The sequence below is a fragment of the Gardnerella sp. KA00718 genome, assembly GCF_049244285.1.
Taxonomy (GTDB): Bacteria; Actinomycetota; Actinomycetes; order Actinomycetales; family Bifidobacteriaceae; genus Bifidobacterium; species Bifidobacterium vaginale.
In genome coordinates this window covers 329,470-346,412 of the sequence record NZ_CP058370.1, presented here as the reverse complement: position 1 = coordinate 346,412, position 16,943 = coordinate 329,470, and the positions used below count along the sequence as shown (strand labels likewise).

At 44.7% G+C, this 16,943-nt stretch carries 10 protein-coding genes and 2 tRNA genes; 1 reads left to right on the top strand and 11 read right to left on the bottom strand.

The window, feature by feature from the left end; genetic code table 11:
* Positions 1-13: 13 nt before the first annotated feature.
* The 8 genes from HXT55_RS01430 to HXT55_RS01395 all read right to left on the bottom strand — a co-directional run bounded on the left by HXT55_RS01430 (position 14) and on the right by HXT55_RS01395 (position 9,815).
* Complete coding sequence (locus HXT55_RS01430; RefSeq protein ID WP_174190785.1) at positions 14-3,835, bottom strand: helicase; 3,822 nt, start codon at positions 3,833-3,835, stop codon at positions 14-16.
* Positions 3,836-3,853: 18 nt separating this feature from the next.
* Positions 3,854-5,296 carry an FHA domain-containing protein gene (locus HXT55_RS01425; RefSeq protein ID WP_116437945.1) on the bottom strand — a complete coding sequence of 481 codons (1,443 nt, stop codon included), beginning with the start codon at positions 5,294-5,296 and terminating at the stop codon, positions 3,854-3,856.
* A 364-nt stretch (positions 5,297-5,660) separates the two neighbouring features.
* Positions 5,661-5,732 (bottom strand) — tRNA-Gln (locus tag HXT55_RS01420).
* Positions 5,733-5,772: 40 nt separating this feature from the next.
* Positions 5,773-5,845: transfer RNA gene (locus tag HXT55_RS01415), tRNA-Glu, on the bottom strand.
* Between the two features lie 185 nt (positions 5,846-6,030).
* Positions 6,031-7,593, bottom strand: coding sequence for a glutamate--tRNA ligase (gene gltX / locus HXT55_RS01410; RefSeq protein WP_421792281.1), 1,563 nt, complete (start codon positions 7,591-7,593; stop codon positions 6,031-6,033).
* A gap of 27 nt (positions 7,594-7,620) precedes the next feature.
* Positions 7,621-8,559, bottom strand: a complete 939-nt coding sequence (locus HXT55_RS01405) for a hypothetical protein (protein WP_064623032.1) — start codon at positions 8,557-8,559, stop codon at positions 7,621-7,623.
* A 90-nt stretch (positions 8,560-8,649) separates the two neighbouring features.
* Entirely contained in the window at positions 8,650-9,282 is a 633-nt protein-coding gene (locus HXT55_RS01400; RefSeq protein ID WP_009994640.1) for a histidine phosphatase family protein, read from the bottom strand.
* Between the two features lie 23 nt (positions 9,283-9,305).
* Positions 9,306-9,815 carry a GtrA family protein gene (locus tag HXT55_RS01395; protein WP_004114300.1) on the bottom strand — a complete coding sequence of 170 codons (510 nt, stop codon included), beginning with the start codon at positions 9,813-9,815 and terminating at the stop codon, positions 9,306-9,308.
* 136 nt (positions 9,816-9,951) lie between these two features.
* Here HXT55_RS01395 and HXT55_RS01390 point away from each other — a divergent pair, with 136 nt between their 5' ends.
* Complete coding sequence (locus HXT55_RS01390) at positions 9,952-10,299, top strand: phenylpyruvate tautomerase MIF-related protein (RefSeq protein ID WP_004114298.1); 348 nt, start codon at positions 9,952-9,954, stop codon at positions 10,297-10,299.
* Positions 10,300-10,420: 121 nt separating this feature from the next.
* On the opposite strand, the gene brnQ is transcribed toward HXT55_RS01390, so the two are convergent.
* The 3 genes from brnQ to valS all read right to left on the bottom strand — a co-directional run bounded on the left by brnQ (position 10,421) and on the right by valS (position 16,925).
* Positions 10,421-11,977 (bottom strand): branched-chain amino acid transport system II carrier protein, encoded by a 1,557-nt coding sequence (brnQ, locus tag HXT55_RS01385; RefSeq protein ID WP_013399771.1) that lies wholly within the window; start codon positions 11,975-11,977, stop codon positions 10,421-10,423.
* Positions 11,978-12,192: 215 nt separating this feature from the next.
* On the bottom strand, positions 12,193-13,989 hold the full coding sequence (gene argS, locus HXT55_RS01380) for an arginine--tRNA ligase (protein ID WP_004138659.1): 1,797 nt from the start codon (positions 13,987-13,989) through the stop codon (positions 12,193-12,195).
* A 167-nt stretch (positions 13,990-14,156) separates the two neighbouring features.
* Positions 14,157-16,925, bottom strand: a complete 2,769-nt coding sequence (gene valS, locus HXT55_RS01375) for a valine--tRNA ligase (RefSeq protein WP_004138758.1) — start codon at positions 16,923-16,925, stop codon at positions 14,157-14,159.
* Positions 16,926-16,943 lie beyond the last annotated feature (18 nt).

Below are 16,943 nucleotides of genomic sequence, written 5' to 3'. Positions count from 1 at the left end.
CACCTATCACGGCTCACTGATCTTCACCATAAAGCTCGCCTATTCTAGAAACAACCCGCTCAACCTCTTTTTCAGGATTTACGAATGCTCCAACGCTCCAAACATTCATAACAGACCAGCCAAGATACTCCAAATCTTGCGCAAACATGCGATGACGTTCACGCGTTGATTCTATATTCATGAATCTCATATCATCCGTTAAAACAGCAAGAGCAAAAGGCTTATCTGGCAAACCAACAACAAGAGGAATACTGTGTTCCTTATCAAATCCGTAATTCACCGCTACGCACAATCCGCGAGCGCGAATACGATCCGCCAAATCAGTAAACAAAACATTATTAAAACTGTCTACTGAAGAATCAAAAGCCTCCGCACGCGCATCTGCAGCTTCTGCCTTATTTTCTGCCTTATCTTGATCATATTCAGGTTTTGCTTCATCAAAATCAGTTGGATTTACTGGACTATCATCCAACTGCTCAGCCCAAATAAGCAATTCTTTAAGCAGCTTAGGACCATCCTGATGCAAACGTTCATCTTCCATATCACTAGATTTAAACGCGCAAACAATATCTAAATTTCTACGAGCTAATGCTAACGAATCAAGAAGTATGCCCTTACCGCCTTCTTCTTCCAAAACACCAAATTGTTGCAAAAGCCTACCGTGAGAAGTTTTTGCATAGCATAAGGAAAGAATAACATCCGTAGCGGCAGCACCAACAGACTCACTAGCATCTACAAGACGAACATGGCGAAGGAATCTATTCATATTTTCATCTTTAATAGCAAGAGCCTTAAGCTCCGCTCCTAAACGATTCCTAAACACACTCGTAAGAGTTACAACTGCAAGAACATAGCTGGAAGGAACTACCGTGAAAGTCGTAGCACGCTGTTTTATCAAGGAAACAACTTCGTCAATTTCCCTCTGACTACTCTCAATCAAACCAGTAGACATAACAGGAACACCAGAAGCCTCAACTTGGTGAAGCTTAACTTTACCTTGCATTCTATCTACAGGAACATCGTGACGAAGCGAACCATACCCATGATTTTCAAGGAAATTGGCAAGACGAAGAGAACGCCTAGTAGCACGAGATTTAACATGTACAGAAGGCAAAACACTAATCAAATCGTTAACACTCTGCGAACTTACCGTATTCTTATGAGCAATGACCACAACTTGGCGAGCACGAGCGAGAATGCTAAGAAGCTCAATATTGCTCAAATGCTCAACAGAATCAAGGATCACAATGTCTACAATCGGCTTAAATTCAGTCATCATAGTCAAAGTAGAAGGCATAGCAACCATAATTGGCTTAGCAGCAAGAAGAAGATCTGCATGAGAATTCATCAATTTGGTAAAAGTCACGCCAGAACTATTACTTGCCAGAGTTGTGTGAAGCTGATTAGCTTCCTGAGACCTAGAGAAAAGAAGTTCACACAAACGTTTTAGAGTCTCTTGTTGAACCATAGGCCCCACAGAGCGCACATGCTCAGTATCTACCTGAACAAAACGGTCAGAAGCATCTTGCATAGCCGAACCATCTTGGTTAGAAATAATCGCGGAAGAATTAACGATATCTTCAAAAACCGTAGTCCACCAAGCCAAGTGAAGCTCACCATCTAACGCAGAACCAGTAACATTACGCCTACGCAAATCGCAAACAAGGTCTTCTAAACCAACACCGCGTAAATCGCGCTCAATCACACACCTACCAGGTAAAGTATCTAAGGAAGCACGATCGTCATGTAAAGCCTGCAAACGCTCATCAAGTTTAGTAAACTCAACATTTTCAAGATCAGCACCCAAACGCGTGGTGGAAAGAACAGCATCAAGAGCTACAAGATTACGATCCAAAAGCTCCTGAGTACTAACAATCTCATCTAACTTAGGCGGTAACACAGGCCACCCTCCATGAGGAACAAAAGTACGCCACTGAGCAGCTTGCTGAGCAACAATCTTCAAAGCCTCATGAAGATCATCTACTTTAGCTCCTACACGCAAAAGACTACGAGCTTCTTTAATATGACGTCTACGCTCCCAGAAGCCCATTACTGTACCTTCACGCTTGCGAACAGCTTTAGGCTTACTTGCTTCAATCATCGCGCTAAGATCACGTTCAAAAATATCTGCTTGGAAAACATCTAAAACTCGGCGAAGATTCTTTAACACCGTAACCTGTCTACCCCATTCGCGTGCGGTAGCGGGAACAGGAAAACCGCAGTTTTGAACAGTTGATTTAACATGTTCGCGTGCTGCAGGAAGAAGCTTTAGTAGAACATCTACAACGCGCTGATATACAGCAACAGCCTCATTCTCATTGAACAAAGACGCGCCAAACCACGGGGTATCTTCAGGCTTTATCGTAAATTCTCCAAGCTCATCTGCTTGATGTAATTTTTGCGCCCATTCATCTAAATGACCAGAAAGCGATCTTGCAGCAGCAACATCTAGTCTTACATGAGTACAAGGATGAGTAGGCAACATTGCAATAGCAGCAAGATTTTGCATTGTCTGATACGCTGACACACCCCAACGCTCATCTACTCCGTGCAAGTCTCCCAAATAACGATTTAAGCGAGTTTTAACACCAACTAACTCGTCACAAACCTGCTCAAAACGGCTAGAAGCAACGCTTTGACGCGCCCCAACTGCAGCTATGAGCTGAGAATCCACATGTTTCGCAAGGTGAGAATCCGAAACGTCTAGCGCAAGCGAAGAAATCTCATTCGCACTAAGAGCATGACGGAATCGACGCTGTTGTTCCATAACATTTGGAACATATAAAATGGACTTTCCAGCAAGAACACAGCGTGAAGAAATCGCAGCCGCGATAGAAGCAGAATCAGATCCAGCATCCACGTCTAAAGCCAGAGAAACGCCATTAGCAGCTAAACCAGATGCATAACGTACAACATTATCTACATCACCGACTTCATATTCACAATGAGGGTCTACATCTAGAGGAGAATACTCTTGCCTATCATTTGCTGCCAACTCTTTAAGCGCACGCTCATCGCCAGCAACCGCATCAATCATAGTGTTTCCAACATTCCCAACTTTAAGCGCCTGCAAAATCTGAGCGCTTTCAGCCAAAAATCTGGATCCCGAATCAGTAAAACATCCAAGAACAATATCTCGTTCAATATCAAAATCTGGGAACACGCTGCGAGCAGATGCACAAATTGCATCAAAAACAGCTGACGTTTCTGGTGTTCCGCTTTCATAGTTTGCGCCGTCAAAAAGCGCATCTTCACTAAGATTCACGCCTCTCTCTTGCAATCTAAGAACAAGAGCATGGTTTAAGCGCACATTGCCAGAAAAGTAGATTGTTGCGTATGTTTCATCCTTGCCAGAGTCTCGAATAACTCTCACTGGGTATGTTAAAACTGGCACATGATTACCGCTCCACGATGCCACTCCAACAACAAGCGAAAGCTCCGAAACACCATTTTCGTGCGCCTTATTATCTCTATCTTCAAAAACCCTGTCTAGTCTGCGCCCTGCCGCGCGCAACATTCCAGAATCGCGGAATAACGCCTGAAGAGTTACTTTTCCACTCGCAAAAAGTTGCGCTATCCCAGATGGGTGAGCATGCGTTAATTCTAATTGTGCGGAAAGTTTCGTTATGTCTTCAAGCGGCGAAGGCGCAAGCTGTGACTTGTATTGTTCGCGCCAAGAGTTTATTCGCCTTAACTTTTCATCTCGCGAAGCTGTAGCCTGCGCACTTTCATGCTTTATTTGCGCATTCTGCTCGTAAGCTTCTTGATAATTTTGTTCACTCGCATTATGCGCTTGATTTACTTGGCTTATAAAATCATTCTGTTCGCCGCTCATACTACTAAACTCCCCTGTTTATAAACCTACTGCGTTGCGGTAAGCGTTATACCCGCTATTTTGCGCTAAAGCTTCATCTACATCTGCATTGCCTTGAGCCGAAAGCCAAGCGTATAAATCGTCATAAAGACCTGTATTCATGGCTAAAAATGGAAGTAATTCTTGATATTTTGCTATCTCAAACTGCTTAGAGAAATCAGTGGTTTTCTGAGCTTCTTCCGAAGTGAATCCACCTGCTTGTACAATTTCTTTATGCGCGTTGAATTCTCCATTTGACACTTTTTCGAACACAGACCCTGGTTCAAAAGCTGGAGTGTATTGCGAATCTTCTTGAATATTGACTGAATTGGATCGAATGAATTGTTCATGATTTAGTTGAATTTGAGGTTCATCTTGCAATGAATCGTCGGTTGCTTGCGACTCATCTTCTGCACCATCTTGTAATTCATCCTCATCTTGATAATTGATTTGAATTTCTGCTATCTCCTCTTGTTCAGTATTCTGATCTTGCGTTGTATGATCCTCGTTTTCAACATCTACATTTTGTGAGTACTGAATATTAGAATCGTCTTGAACATCGTGAGAATCAAAAGAATCATTTGCAACAACACTGTTGTCAGAAATAGCAGCGTTACCTGCAACAGCACTGTTATCCACAATATTATCTGGATTCACAGTTTCATCACTATTAGTTTTGTCACTACTAGCTTGTGATGCATTAGCTTGTGCTGCATCATCAAAAAGATTACGAGGTTCTGCAGCAGACTCAAAATCTTCACGCACAACAGGAAGAACAACCTGATTAGCAATCACGGGATCGCTTTGTTTTACAGGATTTACTGAAATATCAGCCTTGCTTGCACTATAAACATCATCAGCTTTACCGGCGGCATTTAATTTGGACTGATTATCCCACACTAAATTAGGGTGTGAAACAGATTGTGCACGGAAAACGCCTGTTGGCTCTCCAGCACGAATATCAAGAATATCATCGACCGACAAATCCGAAGCATCTGGCTCTTTAATGGAACCGTCAGCAGCATAAGAGAACAAGTCACGAACAGGCTCCGCACTATTTTCAGCCAAAGGAACTGGCTCTTCTATACGCACAAAGTCAATTGGCACATCTCCAAATTGCATGCGAACAATGCTATCTGGCATATGAAAATCAACATCTGGATCTAATCGCAGCAAATCGCCGCTTTCGTTTACAAGATAAGTTCCGTTTGTAGAATGCAAATCTCGAATAGTCGCCACGCCACTTGTGTCTACTATAAGAAGCGCATGCCTTTTAGACATTGAGCGCTTATTGTCTACAATGTCTACACGCATAAAACCGTCTTCGCGCAAAGGTCGTATAGGCTTTCTGCCGATCTCCACAGACTGACCCGCTCCAACGCGCGCCTGCTCGACACCACCTACTGTAATCATCCAACGCTGCAAGGTTTGTCGACTTCCCACGGAACCTGCTCCCTTCAAAAAACACACTACATACTATTGTGTCATGCTTTGTGTATATTGCGCGAATCGACAACTCCGAGCTGCATAATGCGCGAGATCACCTCGATTCGCTGAGTCTATTAGAGCAGAAGCAATAGCTTGCGTTATATTTGTAGCTCACATGATGCGTTTGTAACGTTTTTACCGCAAAAAACGTTACAAACATCTCATCAATGATACAAATGTAACGAAAATCAGCAAAAAAACGTTACAAATGCCTCACAAGCGATACAAATATAACAAACAAGAAAAGTACGAGCAATGTAAGCTATATCTTTTATCTTTGAAATACAAAAAAGCCCTCGTAAAATACGAGGGTTATTCGCTGGGGTACCTGGACTCGAACCAAGAATGGATGAACCAGAATCACCTGTGTTGCCAATTACACCATACCCCAATTGGCAGGCTTCGCGGCTCTTGGAACCGTTCCGTCTTTGTACCCCCGACCGGATTTGAACCGGTGTTGGCGCCGTGAGAGGGCGTAGTCCTAGGCCGCTAGACGACGGGGGCTTCATTTATCTGCTACGCCTCTAGACGCAACAAATGTCGACTTTACAACATAACAGCTCAATACGCAACCGCGGCGTGTCGAAAATACGCTAAAACTCCTAAAAACACAAAAAGCGGAAATGCAGAATTCCACTACATTCCCGCTTTATACAAAATCTACTTAAGATTTAAAAGCTATTTGCGATTTACAAATGCTCACGCAATCCAGTCAAACGAGCCAAAGTCACGTCTTTACCGACGATTTCCATGGACTCAAAAAGCGGAGGCGAAACTCTGCGACCAGAAAGAGCCACTCGCACAGGGCCAAATGCCAATCGCGGCTTGTATCCAGCTTCTTCAACAAGCTTCTTGTTCAAAAGCTCGTGCAAAGAATCCGTATGCCAATCAGAAGCATCAACACTTTGCAAAGCAGCGAGCGCAGCATCTAGCACATCACCAGCAGATTCCTTAAGCTGCTTACGCGCATCGTCATCTGGCTCAATATAGCCATCTTCGCTTAACAAGCTAGAAACCATGCCAGCAACTTCACCAAGCAAACGCACGCGAGGCTGAACAAGAGGAGCAGCAGCGGTGAGCACTTCACGCTCACGGTCAGTTAACGCATCCCAAGAATCCGCGCTAACTACGCCATCCTTATGCAAGTAAGGCACAGAACGGTTCAAAAAATCTTGAGGCTCAAGCATGCGAATATGCTCAGCGTTAATGGAAATTGCTTTGTCTAAGTCGAAGTGTGCAGGGTTTGCCTTAACGTCTCGCACATCAAACTTTTCAATCATCTCGTCCATAGTGAACACGTCGCGATCAGGAGCGATCGACCAGCCAAGCAAAGCCAAATAGTTCAGCAAGCCTTCTGGAATAAAGCCATTATCCCTATGCAAGAACAAGTTGGACTCAGGGTCTCTCTTAGAGAGCTTCTTCTTGCCTTCGCCCATAACGTAAGGCATGTGGCCGTAAAGGGGAGTTTCCTTCGCAATACCCATTTCCATAAGATAACGGTAAAGCACAATCTGACGAGGTGTGGAGCTGAGAATATCCTCACCGCGCAAAACAACGTTCACATCCATTAACGCATCGTCAACAGGGTTCGTAAGCGTGTAAAGTGGATCACCATTCGGGCGCACAATCACATAATCTGGAACAGATCCAGCTTTAAAGGTGATTTCGCCACGAATTAAATCGTTAAAAGTAATGTCTTCATTTGGCATCTTCAAGCGAAGTGCAGGCTTGCGACCCTCCTCGCGGAAAGCTTGCTTCTGCTCCTCAGTAAGGTTGCGATCATAACCATCGTAACCAAACTCAGCTGGGCGCCCTGCAGCAATATTGCGCTCTTTAATCTCTTCTGGAGTAGAGAAGGACTCGTAAGCGTATCCTGCATCAAAAAGCTTTTTCGCTACATCCTTATAAATTTCCATACGCTGAGACTGGCGGTAAGGGCCATTTTCTCCGCCAACATCAATGCCTTCGTCCCAATCAATATTGAGCCAACGAAGAGCCTCAATAATCTGCTGGTAGCTTTCCTCGCTATCTCGCTCATTATCTGTATCTTCAATGCGGAAAAGCAATTTACCATGCGTGTGGCGAGCTTCCGCCCAGTTAAACAGCGCTGTACGAACCATGCCAACGTGAGGCGTGCCGGTTGGCGAAGGGCAAAAACGCACACGAACATTCTTTGGAAGTTCAGGCTTTGTGGATTTTGTTGCATTATTAGCAACTTCTTGAGTTTCCTCTGTATCAGTCATAGGTTCCATTGTGCCGCGCGTTACGGACGTGCCTATCTAGTCAAGCGCTTGCGTTGATTCCTTATTACCTTCCACATGCGCAAACTTTGCAGCAAGAGCCTCGCGAGACTTTCTATCGTCTTCTTCTTTTGCAAGCTTCTTAGCCTCTTCTGGATCCCAAAGTACGTCTTCCTTATGCTTTAACCATTCGCGCTCAAGCAATGGGGCTGCAATTTCAAGTAGCGTGCTCATACTATTTTCGCCAGTTTCGCCATCATCGCCACTTTTTACGCAATCAACAATCGCACGCCACTGATTATCCTTAAACATCATTCGCGGAACTCCCGCGCACTCACACACTTCGTTAATATATAGGAATATAGGCAAAGTTTCGTAAATGTTGCTTGTTTTTTCAATAAGACTTTTAAGAATAGACAGTATTGCTGTAATTTTTTGCGATTCTACAGAATTAAGTCCGCAAAAATCACACTCTTGTTTTGCGCATCTAAACGCATCTTGCAAGCTATCAACACTCCAATTACCTGCAACGCTTAAAGAATCCGCAGCACCGTTGATTGCGTTAACATCATTAGAAAGATTTGATTCAAGCTTGTTAAAAATAGCGCTAACATCATTCGTGTTATTTTCTAGCTCTTCTTGCGCTTCGCTGTAGTCTGGTTCGTAGCATAAATCCATATCATCGTAAGCGTTTGCAGCAGCTAAAAGCGCGTCAACTATCTCTTGAGGGCGTCCTGGAATTTCGTCTGCACCTTCATACACAAACTCTGCATCTGGAACAGTAACGTCTAAATCTGTAATAATTCGAGCAATAGTGCGAATCGCCCTAACCTCAAGATTTTCAGCATATTTTGCGTCATTATCTAAATGGCGAGCTTCGCTTAAAGGCCACAATTTAGTTAAATCCGCGGCCGACTTTGCAGCAGACTCAAGCAGACTCAAAGCCTTTGAATCCAGCTCTTCTACAGAATCACCCATAATAACGCTCCTTCGCATTAGCTGTAAAAAACAGTTTCTACGCATCTTTTATGCATATTTTAAAGTCTATTGCTTATTATTCCACACGTTCTATTGCACACGCGCCGCAGGATCCACATATGTGATGGAAAGCACATTCATATTTGCGCAATCGTACGTAATCGAAGTAATCGATGCTAAGGCCGTTTTACGCAAAAGCATATTGTGCTCAGCGTGACCTGTTTCTAGCAAATGACGGTAAGACCATATTGGCGATTCGTGCGTTACAGCTACGATTTGCTCTCCTGGGTGATTTTTCACTTGTTCGCACGCAAAATCGCCAACGCGCGCAGCAATACTCTTGTAGGATTCTCCCCAACTTGGCTTCCACAAGTTAGATACAAGTTTCCAATTGTTGTTTTTCCACAAAGCGCCTTCGCCGTAGCCGATTCTTTTCCCTCGAAAATTGTTTTCTGCTTCGATTAGACGATTGTCTAAAATAATCGGGCCAATTTGCAAAGCGCTTGCGATTTGTTGCGCTGTTTCTTGCGTGCGCTCCAAAGGAGACGAGTAAATCGCACTAATTCCGCGCATTTGTGGAACAGTCGCAATGTATTTTGCTGTAGCGCAAGCCATTTTTAAGCCGCGATTAGATAAGTGAAATCCTGGGAGCCTCTCGTAAAGCACGTGATTTGGATTTTCCACTTCCCCGTGGCGCACAAAATGAATAGTCGTAGCTGGCATATTTTCTAAACCTACTTCCAAACCTACTTCCACCCTTTTGGAGTGTGACTTAACGACCATTCACCTAACTTGTGAGCAAAAGTATTGTCTTTAGCGGCATCATAATCAGGTTTTTGCGACTTTGTGTCGTCTAAAAGCCATTTTCTAATAACAAAATTCCACACAGCTACAACAACTGTTGCAATAAGCTTGCCAATGTTTGTGCGAAGCATGTAAATCGCAGTACCACGCAAAGTTTGTGCCATTCCAAGCGTGCTAAGCCAAATAATCGCATCGTTAATAAGCAAACCAATAACTGCAGAAATAATAAAAATCAGCAATTCCATCCAACGAGCCATGTCTTCGCGGTGCTTAAACACGTACTTCATGCTGGCAATATAGTTAAAAATAAGTGAGATTATAAAAGATATTGTTCCAGCAACAACGTTATTAAGATGCACAAGAAGAAGCAGGTTTAGCAATACTACGTCAATAATCAGCGCAATAATGCCTACGATTCCAAACTTAACAACCTGTTCAATAAGTTTTTTCATACATTCAATTAAACACGCGGAGGCTAACAATTCACTATAATTATTGCGTAACGCAGGTTTATTATTGCGTAACATAAGTTGCGCAGCACAAGTTTATAAACTTAAAAAATTCATAAAACTTAGCAAAGGAGCGATTATGCCAGTTATTCACACTCATGTTTCTGTAAGCACTACACCTGCTCAGCGCGATGCCTTAAAAGCAGCATACGGCAAAGCGATTAGCGCAGTTCCAGGCAAAAGTGAGCATTGGCTTATGTGCCCGTTTGAAGACAATATGCCAATTTATTTTGCAGGAGACAATTCTAAGCCTGCAGCTTACGTTGAAGTGAACGTTTTTGGCTCTAGCGTGCCAGGATCTGCTTGGGAAAAGTTGACAGAGCAGATTATGGCAGCTTTGAATCGCGAGCTTGGCGTACCACAAGACCGCACTTACATTCGTTACACTGCAACAACTGACTGGGGCTGGAACGGCGGCAACTTCTAGTCGCAAGTCGCAAGCCTAAAATCTCAACTCGCAAAAATCGCCATATCGCAGCTCATATGAGCATTAATATGGCGATTATTTATTATTACAACTATCTATACAAATAGTTGTGAATTAGTCACTAGGATTGATTGCCAAAATTAGGCTCGTCAACAGTAGACTTAGCAGATACAGCGAACGCATCCGACTCGTCAAAATCAGCATCGCTTGAAGAATAATCATCGCTATTAGCAACGCTGCCTTCAAGATCTGGGCCAGCAGCTACGCGAGCCACTTCTTCCATACCTTTGTTGTCACATAAAACCATACGAACATAGCCAACAACAAATCCAACAGCAGCAGGGCAAACCCAAGCCATTCCAAATTCCGAGAACGGCAACCAGTTTTGAGCAACCAACAACATATCGTTCATATGCAATGCGTTGCGCAAAGCGGATGGCAAACTATTTAAAAAGTCAAATACAGCTGCAACACCAGTAAAACCAAGTGTCCAAGCGTACACAACTTTGGAATTTCCAAAAAGTCGACCACACAAAGCCAAAAGAATCAGCACGATTGACAGCGGATACAAGAACATTAATACTGGAACCGCATATTCGATGATTGCGCTCAAACCAAAGTTTGCAAGGCCAAACGAAACAAGCGTAATCAATACAGACCAAACACGATAGCTAGGACCTTTAGGGAATAGCTTAGAGAAAGTTTCCGAACAGCTTACGATTAAGCCAACTGCCGTCTTTAAGCATGCAAGAGTTACAGTTGCAGCAAGCACGAATAAGCCAACGTTTCCAAGATGATAGCGTGCAACTTGCGCCAAAGTCACGCCACCATTTTCCGCAGGTGGGAACAGCGCGCGGCTACGCACACCAACAACAACAATCGCAACGTAAATCAACGCCATAAGCAAGCAGCTAAAGAATCCAGAGCGGGCAGTATTAACTGCCACATCTTTAGGATCTTTTACACCAAACTGACGAATGGTGCTAACAACAACAATTCCAAATGCCAAGCTAGCTAAAGCATCCATTGTGTTGTAGCCATCTAAGAATCCTGTAAAGAATGACTTATTAACATAATTTCCTATAGGAGCAGCATCCGAAGAAGCACCGCTTATAGGAGAAAATAGTGCAGTAAATACCAAAACAGCTAGGAACACAAGGAAGATTGGCGTAAGAACTTTACCAACCCACGTAAGTATGCCGCTTGGCTTCATAGCAAAGAAGAACGCGAGCGCAAAGAACACTACAGAGAACAAGAACAAGTATAGTTGTCCGTTTCCGTCTTGCGGAATAATTCGCTCCAATCCAACAGTGTATGAAGTTGTTGCACAGCGCGGAATTGCGAAGAACGGGCCGATTGTTAAATAAAGAACGCATGTAAAGAACATGCCGTATTTTTTGCTAGCTTTGCTAGAAAGCTCAAAAAGACCGTTTGCGCGGCTCATTGCAAGAGCTGTAACACCAAGTAATGGCAAACCAACGCCAGTAACAATAAAACCGATTGCTGCAGGCGCAGAATTGTTTCCTGCGTTAGCACCAAGGAATACTGGGAAAATCAGGTTTCCAGCGCCAAAGAACATGCCGAACAACATGACCGCCACGTATGCGGATTCAATAATTGTCAAGTTCCTTTTTTTCGGGGCACTGTCTGTGCTGACACTTTGTGTTGTGACGCTCATGCTACACCTCCTATATGGTGAAAAATTGTTTAAGCATATTATTTAACGCATTGAATAACAAAACTGAAACCGAAAAATAATATTAGGGGGTATACTAATCAATCGCATGTACTTAATCGACAAAAATTTGCAATTTCGCGCGTGTCTACTAGTCAAAAATAAAAGGACGCTAGCGTAAAAACTAACGTCCTAAATAAAAAAGCAAATGCACTAAATCACATCTTGTCTGGAGCAGAAACTCCAAGCAAATCAAGGCCAGATGCAATAACTGTGCGAACAGCCTCGTTAAGCTTTAAGCGAGCTGCAGCGCGTGCTGGCTCTGGGCACTTTGCAATGCGCTGAGCTTCGCGCTCTGCTTCTGGCAAACGATTTTCTGGGTCGCTCAACTCCATTGGCACTACGCGCTCAAGGTTGTACCACTTGTGGTAGCTTGCTGCCAAATCTTCAAGATAATGCGCAACTCTGTGTGGAGCACGCAAATCGCCAGCTTGTGCAAGAGCTGCAGGCCATTGCGCCAAAGCAGCCAACACTTCGCCATCTGCCTCAGTATTAAGCAAGCTTAAATCGGCCCCATCTGCACTAATTCCAGCATCCGCAGCGTTACGAGCCACATTACAGCTGCGTGCGTGAGCGTATTGCACGTAATACACAGGATTATCGTTGCTGTGAGAAGCAAGCAAATCCAAATCAATATCAACGCTTGTGTTGTAGTCGGTGCGCGCAAGCGAGTAGCGAGAAGCATCAACGCCAATTGCATCAACTAAATCGTCAATCGTAATAACGTTTCCAGCACGCTTACTCATGCGCACAGGCTTACCATCTTTCATAACGTTTACCATCTGACCAATAAGAATCTGCATGTTTTCGCCTGGCTCATCCCCAAAAGCCGCGCACATTGCCATCATTCTGCCAATATAGCCGTGATGATCCGCGCCAAGCATGTAGATTGCTACGTCCGCAGGATTCTGTTCGCGATGACGCTTGTTGCGATAGTACGCAATATCTGCAGCAAAATAGGCGTAATTGCCGTCAGACTTAATAATTACGCGATCTTTATCGTCGCCATGCTTAGTAGATTCAAACCAAGTTGCGCCATCTTTTTCAAAAATGTCTCCACGCTCACGCAAATCTGCAATAGCGCGCTCAACTTCGCCATCCTCGTACAAGCTGTTTTCGTGGAACCACACGTCGAAACCAACGCGAAAATCGCGCATTGACTTGCGAATTTCCGCAAACATCATTGGAACTGCGCGCTTGCGGAACTCTTCACGCTGCTCAGAGTCGCCCTCGCCAAGCGGCAAACCTTCCTCGTCTTTACCAAGATCAATTCGAGGTAAGGAAAGAACATCAACGCCGTCTGCTTGCGCTTCTTTTATAACAGCATCCGCGATTTCGTTAATATACGCGCCTTTGTATCCGTCTGCAGGCGTTTCTTCGCCGTGAGCTGCAGCAACTAAAGACTTAGCAAAACGGTTAATTTGCTCGCCGTGATCGTTGAAATAGTATTCGCGCACAACTTTTGCGCCGTTCGCTTCCAAAACTCGAGCCATAGAATCACCAACTGCCGCCCAGCGAGTGCCACCAATATGAATTGGGCCAGTTGGGTTTGCGGAAACAAACTCAAGGTTTAGGGTTTTTCCGCCCAAGTGCTCATTCTTACCAAAATCCGCGCCCTGCTTTAATACTTCGTCAACAACAGCCGCTGCAGACGCAGAATCAAGCGTTATATTAATAAAGCCAGGGCCTGCCACTTCTACGCGCGCAATACCTTGCGCTTCTTGCAAACGCTCGGCAAAAAGTTCGGCTAAATCATGAGGCTTCATACCAGCTTTTTTAGCGAGTTGCATAGCAACATTCGTGGCCCAATCGCCGTGTGCGCGATCTTTTGGCCTCATAACTGCGAGTTTTTCGGCAGCTGGAATCAAATCTTCTGTTAGATTGCCAGCTTTACCACTTGCTACTAAATCTTTCGCGATTTTTTCAATTAATTCACTTAAGCTTTCTGGATTCATGGTTTACAGTCTAGCGTTACCGCGCGATGCTTAGTATTTACAATACACAAAAAGCGCTGGAGTCAAAGATTAACTTACAGCGCTTTTGTTTTGCAATTAATCGCGAAGAAGCTTACGATTAGTTACTTCGCGATTAATCATTTTCGATTACTTGCGATTACTGGCGATTACTTCTTTTTTGCAGGAGCTTCACCGAGTTCGCTTTGAGCAACAGAAACGTTTACATTAGTTGCATCAGAATCTGCATCTGCAGACGAAGAATCCGCCGCCGAATCGCCAGCATCCGCAGCCTTAACAGCGTTAAGCTTTACTTCTCCAGTAACGCGTCCAGCTTCAGCAACGTCATCCAAAGTCTCCTCAACAGCCTTATAAGCATTTTCTGCTACGTTCAAAGTCACTTGCAAAATAGGAGTCTTCATAGAAACCTTTGCTTCAGACTTAATCTTTCGCAAAGTAGCCAAAGCTTCACCCGCGTAAGCCAAAGTGTCTGCAGAAACACCGTTTGCAGCAGCCTCATACGCCTTAGCGCATGGCCAGCTAGCGCGATGCACGGAACCTTCGCCGTCATGCATCCAACTCCACACTTCTTCCGTAGCATAAGGCAAGTAAGGAGCAAGCAAGCGAGCCAAAGCGTCGAGCGCAAGACCAAGAGTTGTGCGAGCAGACTTTACAGCAGCTTCACTTGGAGTACGTCCAGTGGATTCCGCAGTACCATAAGCACGATTCTTTGCAAGCTCAATGTAATCGTCACAGAACTCCCAGAAGAATGTTTCGATTGCTTCCAAAGCCTTGGAATGCTCGTAAGATTCAAGCGCATCAGTTGCGGTACGAATAACGGATGCGAGCTTTGCCATAACAGAGCGATCCAAAACTTCCGTAACGTCTGCAAAATCCCAATCCGCACTAGCAGACTCAAGAACTTGATGTTCATCGTTTTCTCGGCCAATCGCGAGCGCAAACTTAGTAGCGTTTAAAAGCTTAATCGCAAGGCGGCGGCCAATCTTCATCTGGCCTTCGTCGTAAGTTGCATCCAAGCCAAGCTTTGCAGAAGTTGCCCAGTAGCGCACAGCATCCGCACCAAACTCTTCGATTGGCTTATTTGGCACAACCACGTTGCCTTTAGATTTAGACATCTTCTTATGGTCAGGATCAAGAATCCAGCCAGAAAGCGCAGCATGCTTCCAAGGCAAGCATCCGTTTTCAAGATGCGCACGATCAACCGTACTAAACAGCCAAGTACGAATAATATCCTGGCCTTGTGGACGCAAATCCATTGGGAAAGTAGCCTTAAACAGAGCTTGATTTTCCTCACCTGGCTCTTCCCAACGAGTCACAATTTGTGGTGTTAAGGAAGATGTAGCCCAAGTGTCCATAATATCCTGCTCAGCAGTAAAGCCATTTGGCTGGTCTCGCTGAGATTCATCGAAGCCTTCTGGAACGTCAATAGTTGGGTCGATTGGCAAACGATCTTCGCTAGGCGTCAAAGGATGCTCGTAATCCACTTCACCATTTTCATTTACTGGGTACCAAAGTGGGAATGGCACGCCGAAGAAGCGCTGGCGAGAAATAAGCCAGTCACCATTCAAGCCGTGAACCCAATTCTCGTAGCGCACGCGCATAAAGTCTGGGTGGAAGTTAAGTTCCTTACCGCGCTCAATAAGCTCAGCATTCAGCTTCTCATCTGTGCCGCCGTTCTTTAAGTACCATTGGCGAGAAGTGACGATTTCCAAAGGCTTATCGCCCTTTTCGTAGAAGTTCGTCATACGCTTTGTTGGCTTTGGTTCGCCTTCCATATCTCCAGCTGCTTGCAAAGCTTCAACAACTTCCTTGCGAGCGGAGAACGTGGTTTTGCCGGCAATTTTCTCGAACATTTCACGGCCAGACTCGTCCGTAATCCAATCAGGAGTCGTCATTACAATGCGGCCGTTACGCTGAATAATTGGTCGAGTTGGCAAACTCAAGTCGCGCCACCACTCAACGTCAGTTACGTCACCGAAAGTGCAGCACATTGCAATGCCAGCGCCCTTGTCCATTTGAGCTGCAGGATGCGCCAAAATCGGGACCTTCACCTTAAACAGCGGTGAGTAAACTTCCTGACCAAAGTACTTCTTGTAACGCTCGTCGTCTGGATGCGCGATCAAAGAAGTGCATGCAGCAAGCAATTCTGGGCGCGTAGTTTCAATATAAATTGGCGTACCATCTTCAAAGCGGAACGCAATCTTATGGTAGAAGCCAGGATATTCGCGCGCTTCAAGCTCAGCCTGCGCAACTGCAGTCTGGAATGTAACATCCCACAAGCCTGGAGCGTCTTTCTGATAAGCCTCTCCACGAGCAAGATTGCGCAAGAATGCTTTTTGTGCAACTCGGCGAGGCTGCTCGCCAATAGTGTGATAAGTTTGCGACCAATCAACAGAAAGACCAAGCCTACGCCACAAAGCTTCAAAAAGCTTCTCATCTTGAGAAGTTAGGCGCTCACAAAGCTCAATAAAGTTCTGTCTGCTTACAGGAACCTGATCCTTAGCTTCAATCTTCTTGCCTTCAGTGCCTTCAAAAGGCGGCTTAAAATCAGGGTCATACTTCAACGAAGTATCCACTCGCACACCGTAATAATTCTGCACGCGGCGTTCTGTTGGCAAGCCGTTATCGTCCCAACCCATTGGGTAGAACACGTCAAAACCTTGCATACGCTTATATCGCGCAATCACATCAGTATGCGTGTAAGAGAATACGTGACCAACGTGCAAGTGACCACTAACTGTTGGAGGTGGAGTATCGATAGAATATACTGCCTTACGGTCGCGAGAATTATGGAATGCGTAAGTCTTAGCTTCGTCCCAATTGCTACGCCACTTGTCTTCAAGACCATCAACGCCAACTTTGTTAGGAAGAGGCGTTAAATGTGCGTGTTTTACTGTGTTATTATCCTGTTCGCTCATGAACTGAATATTAGAAAC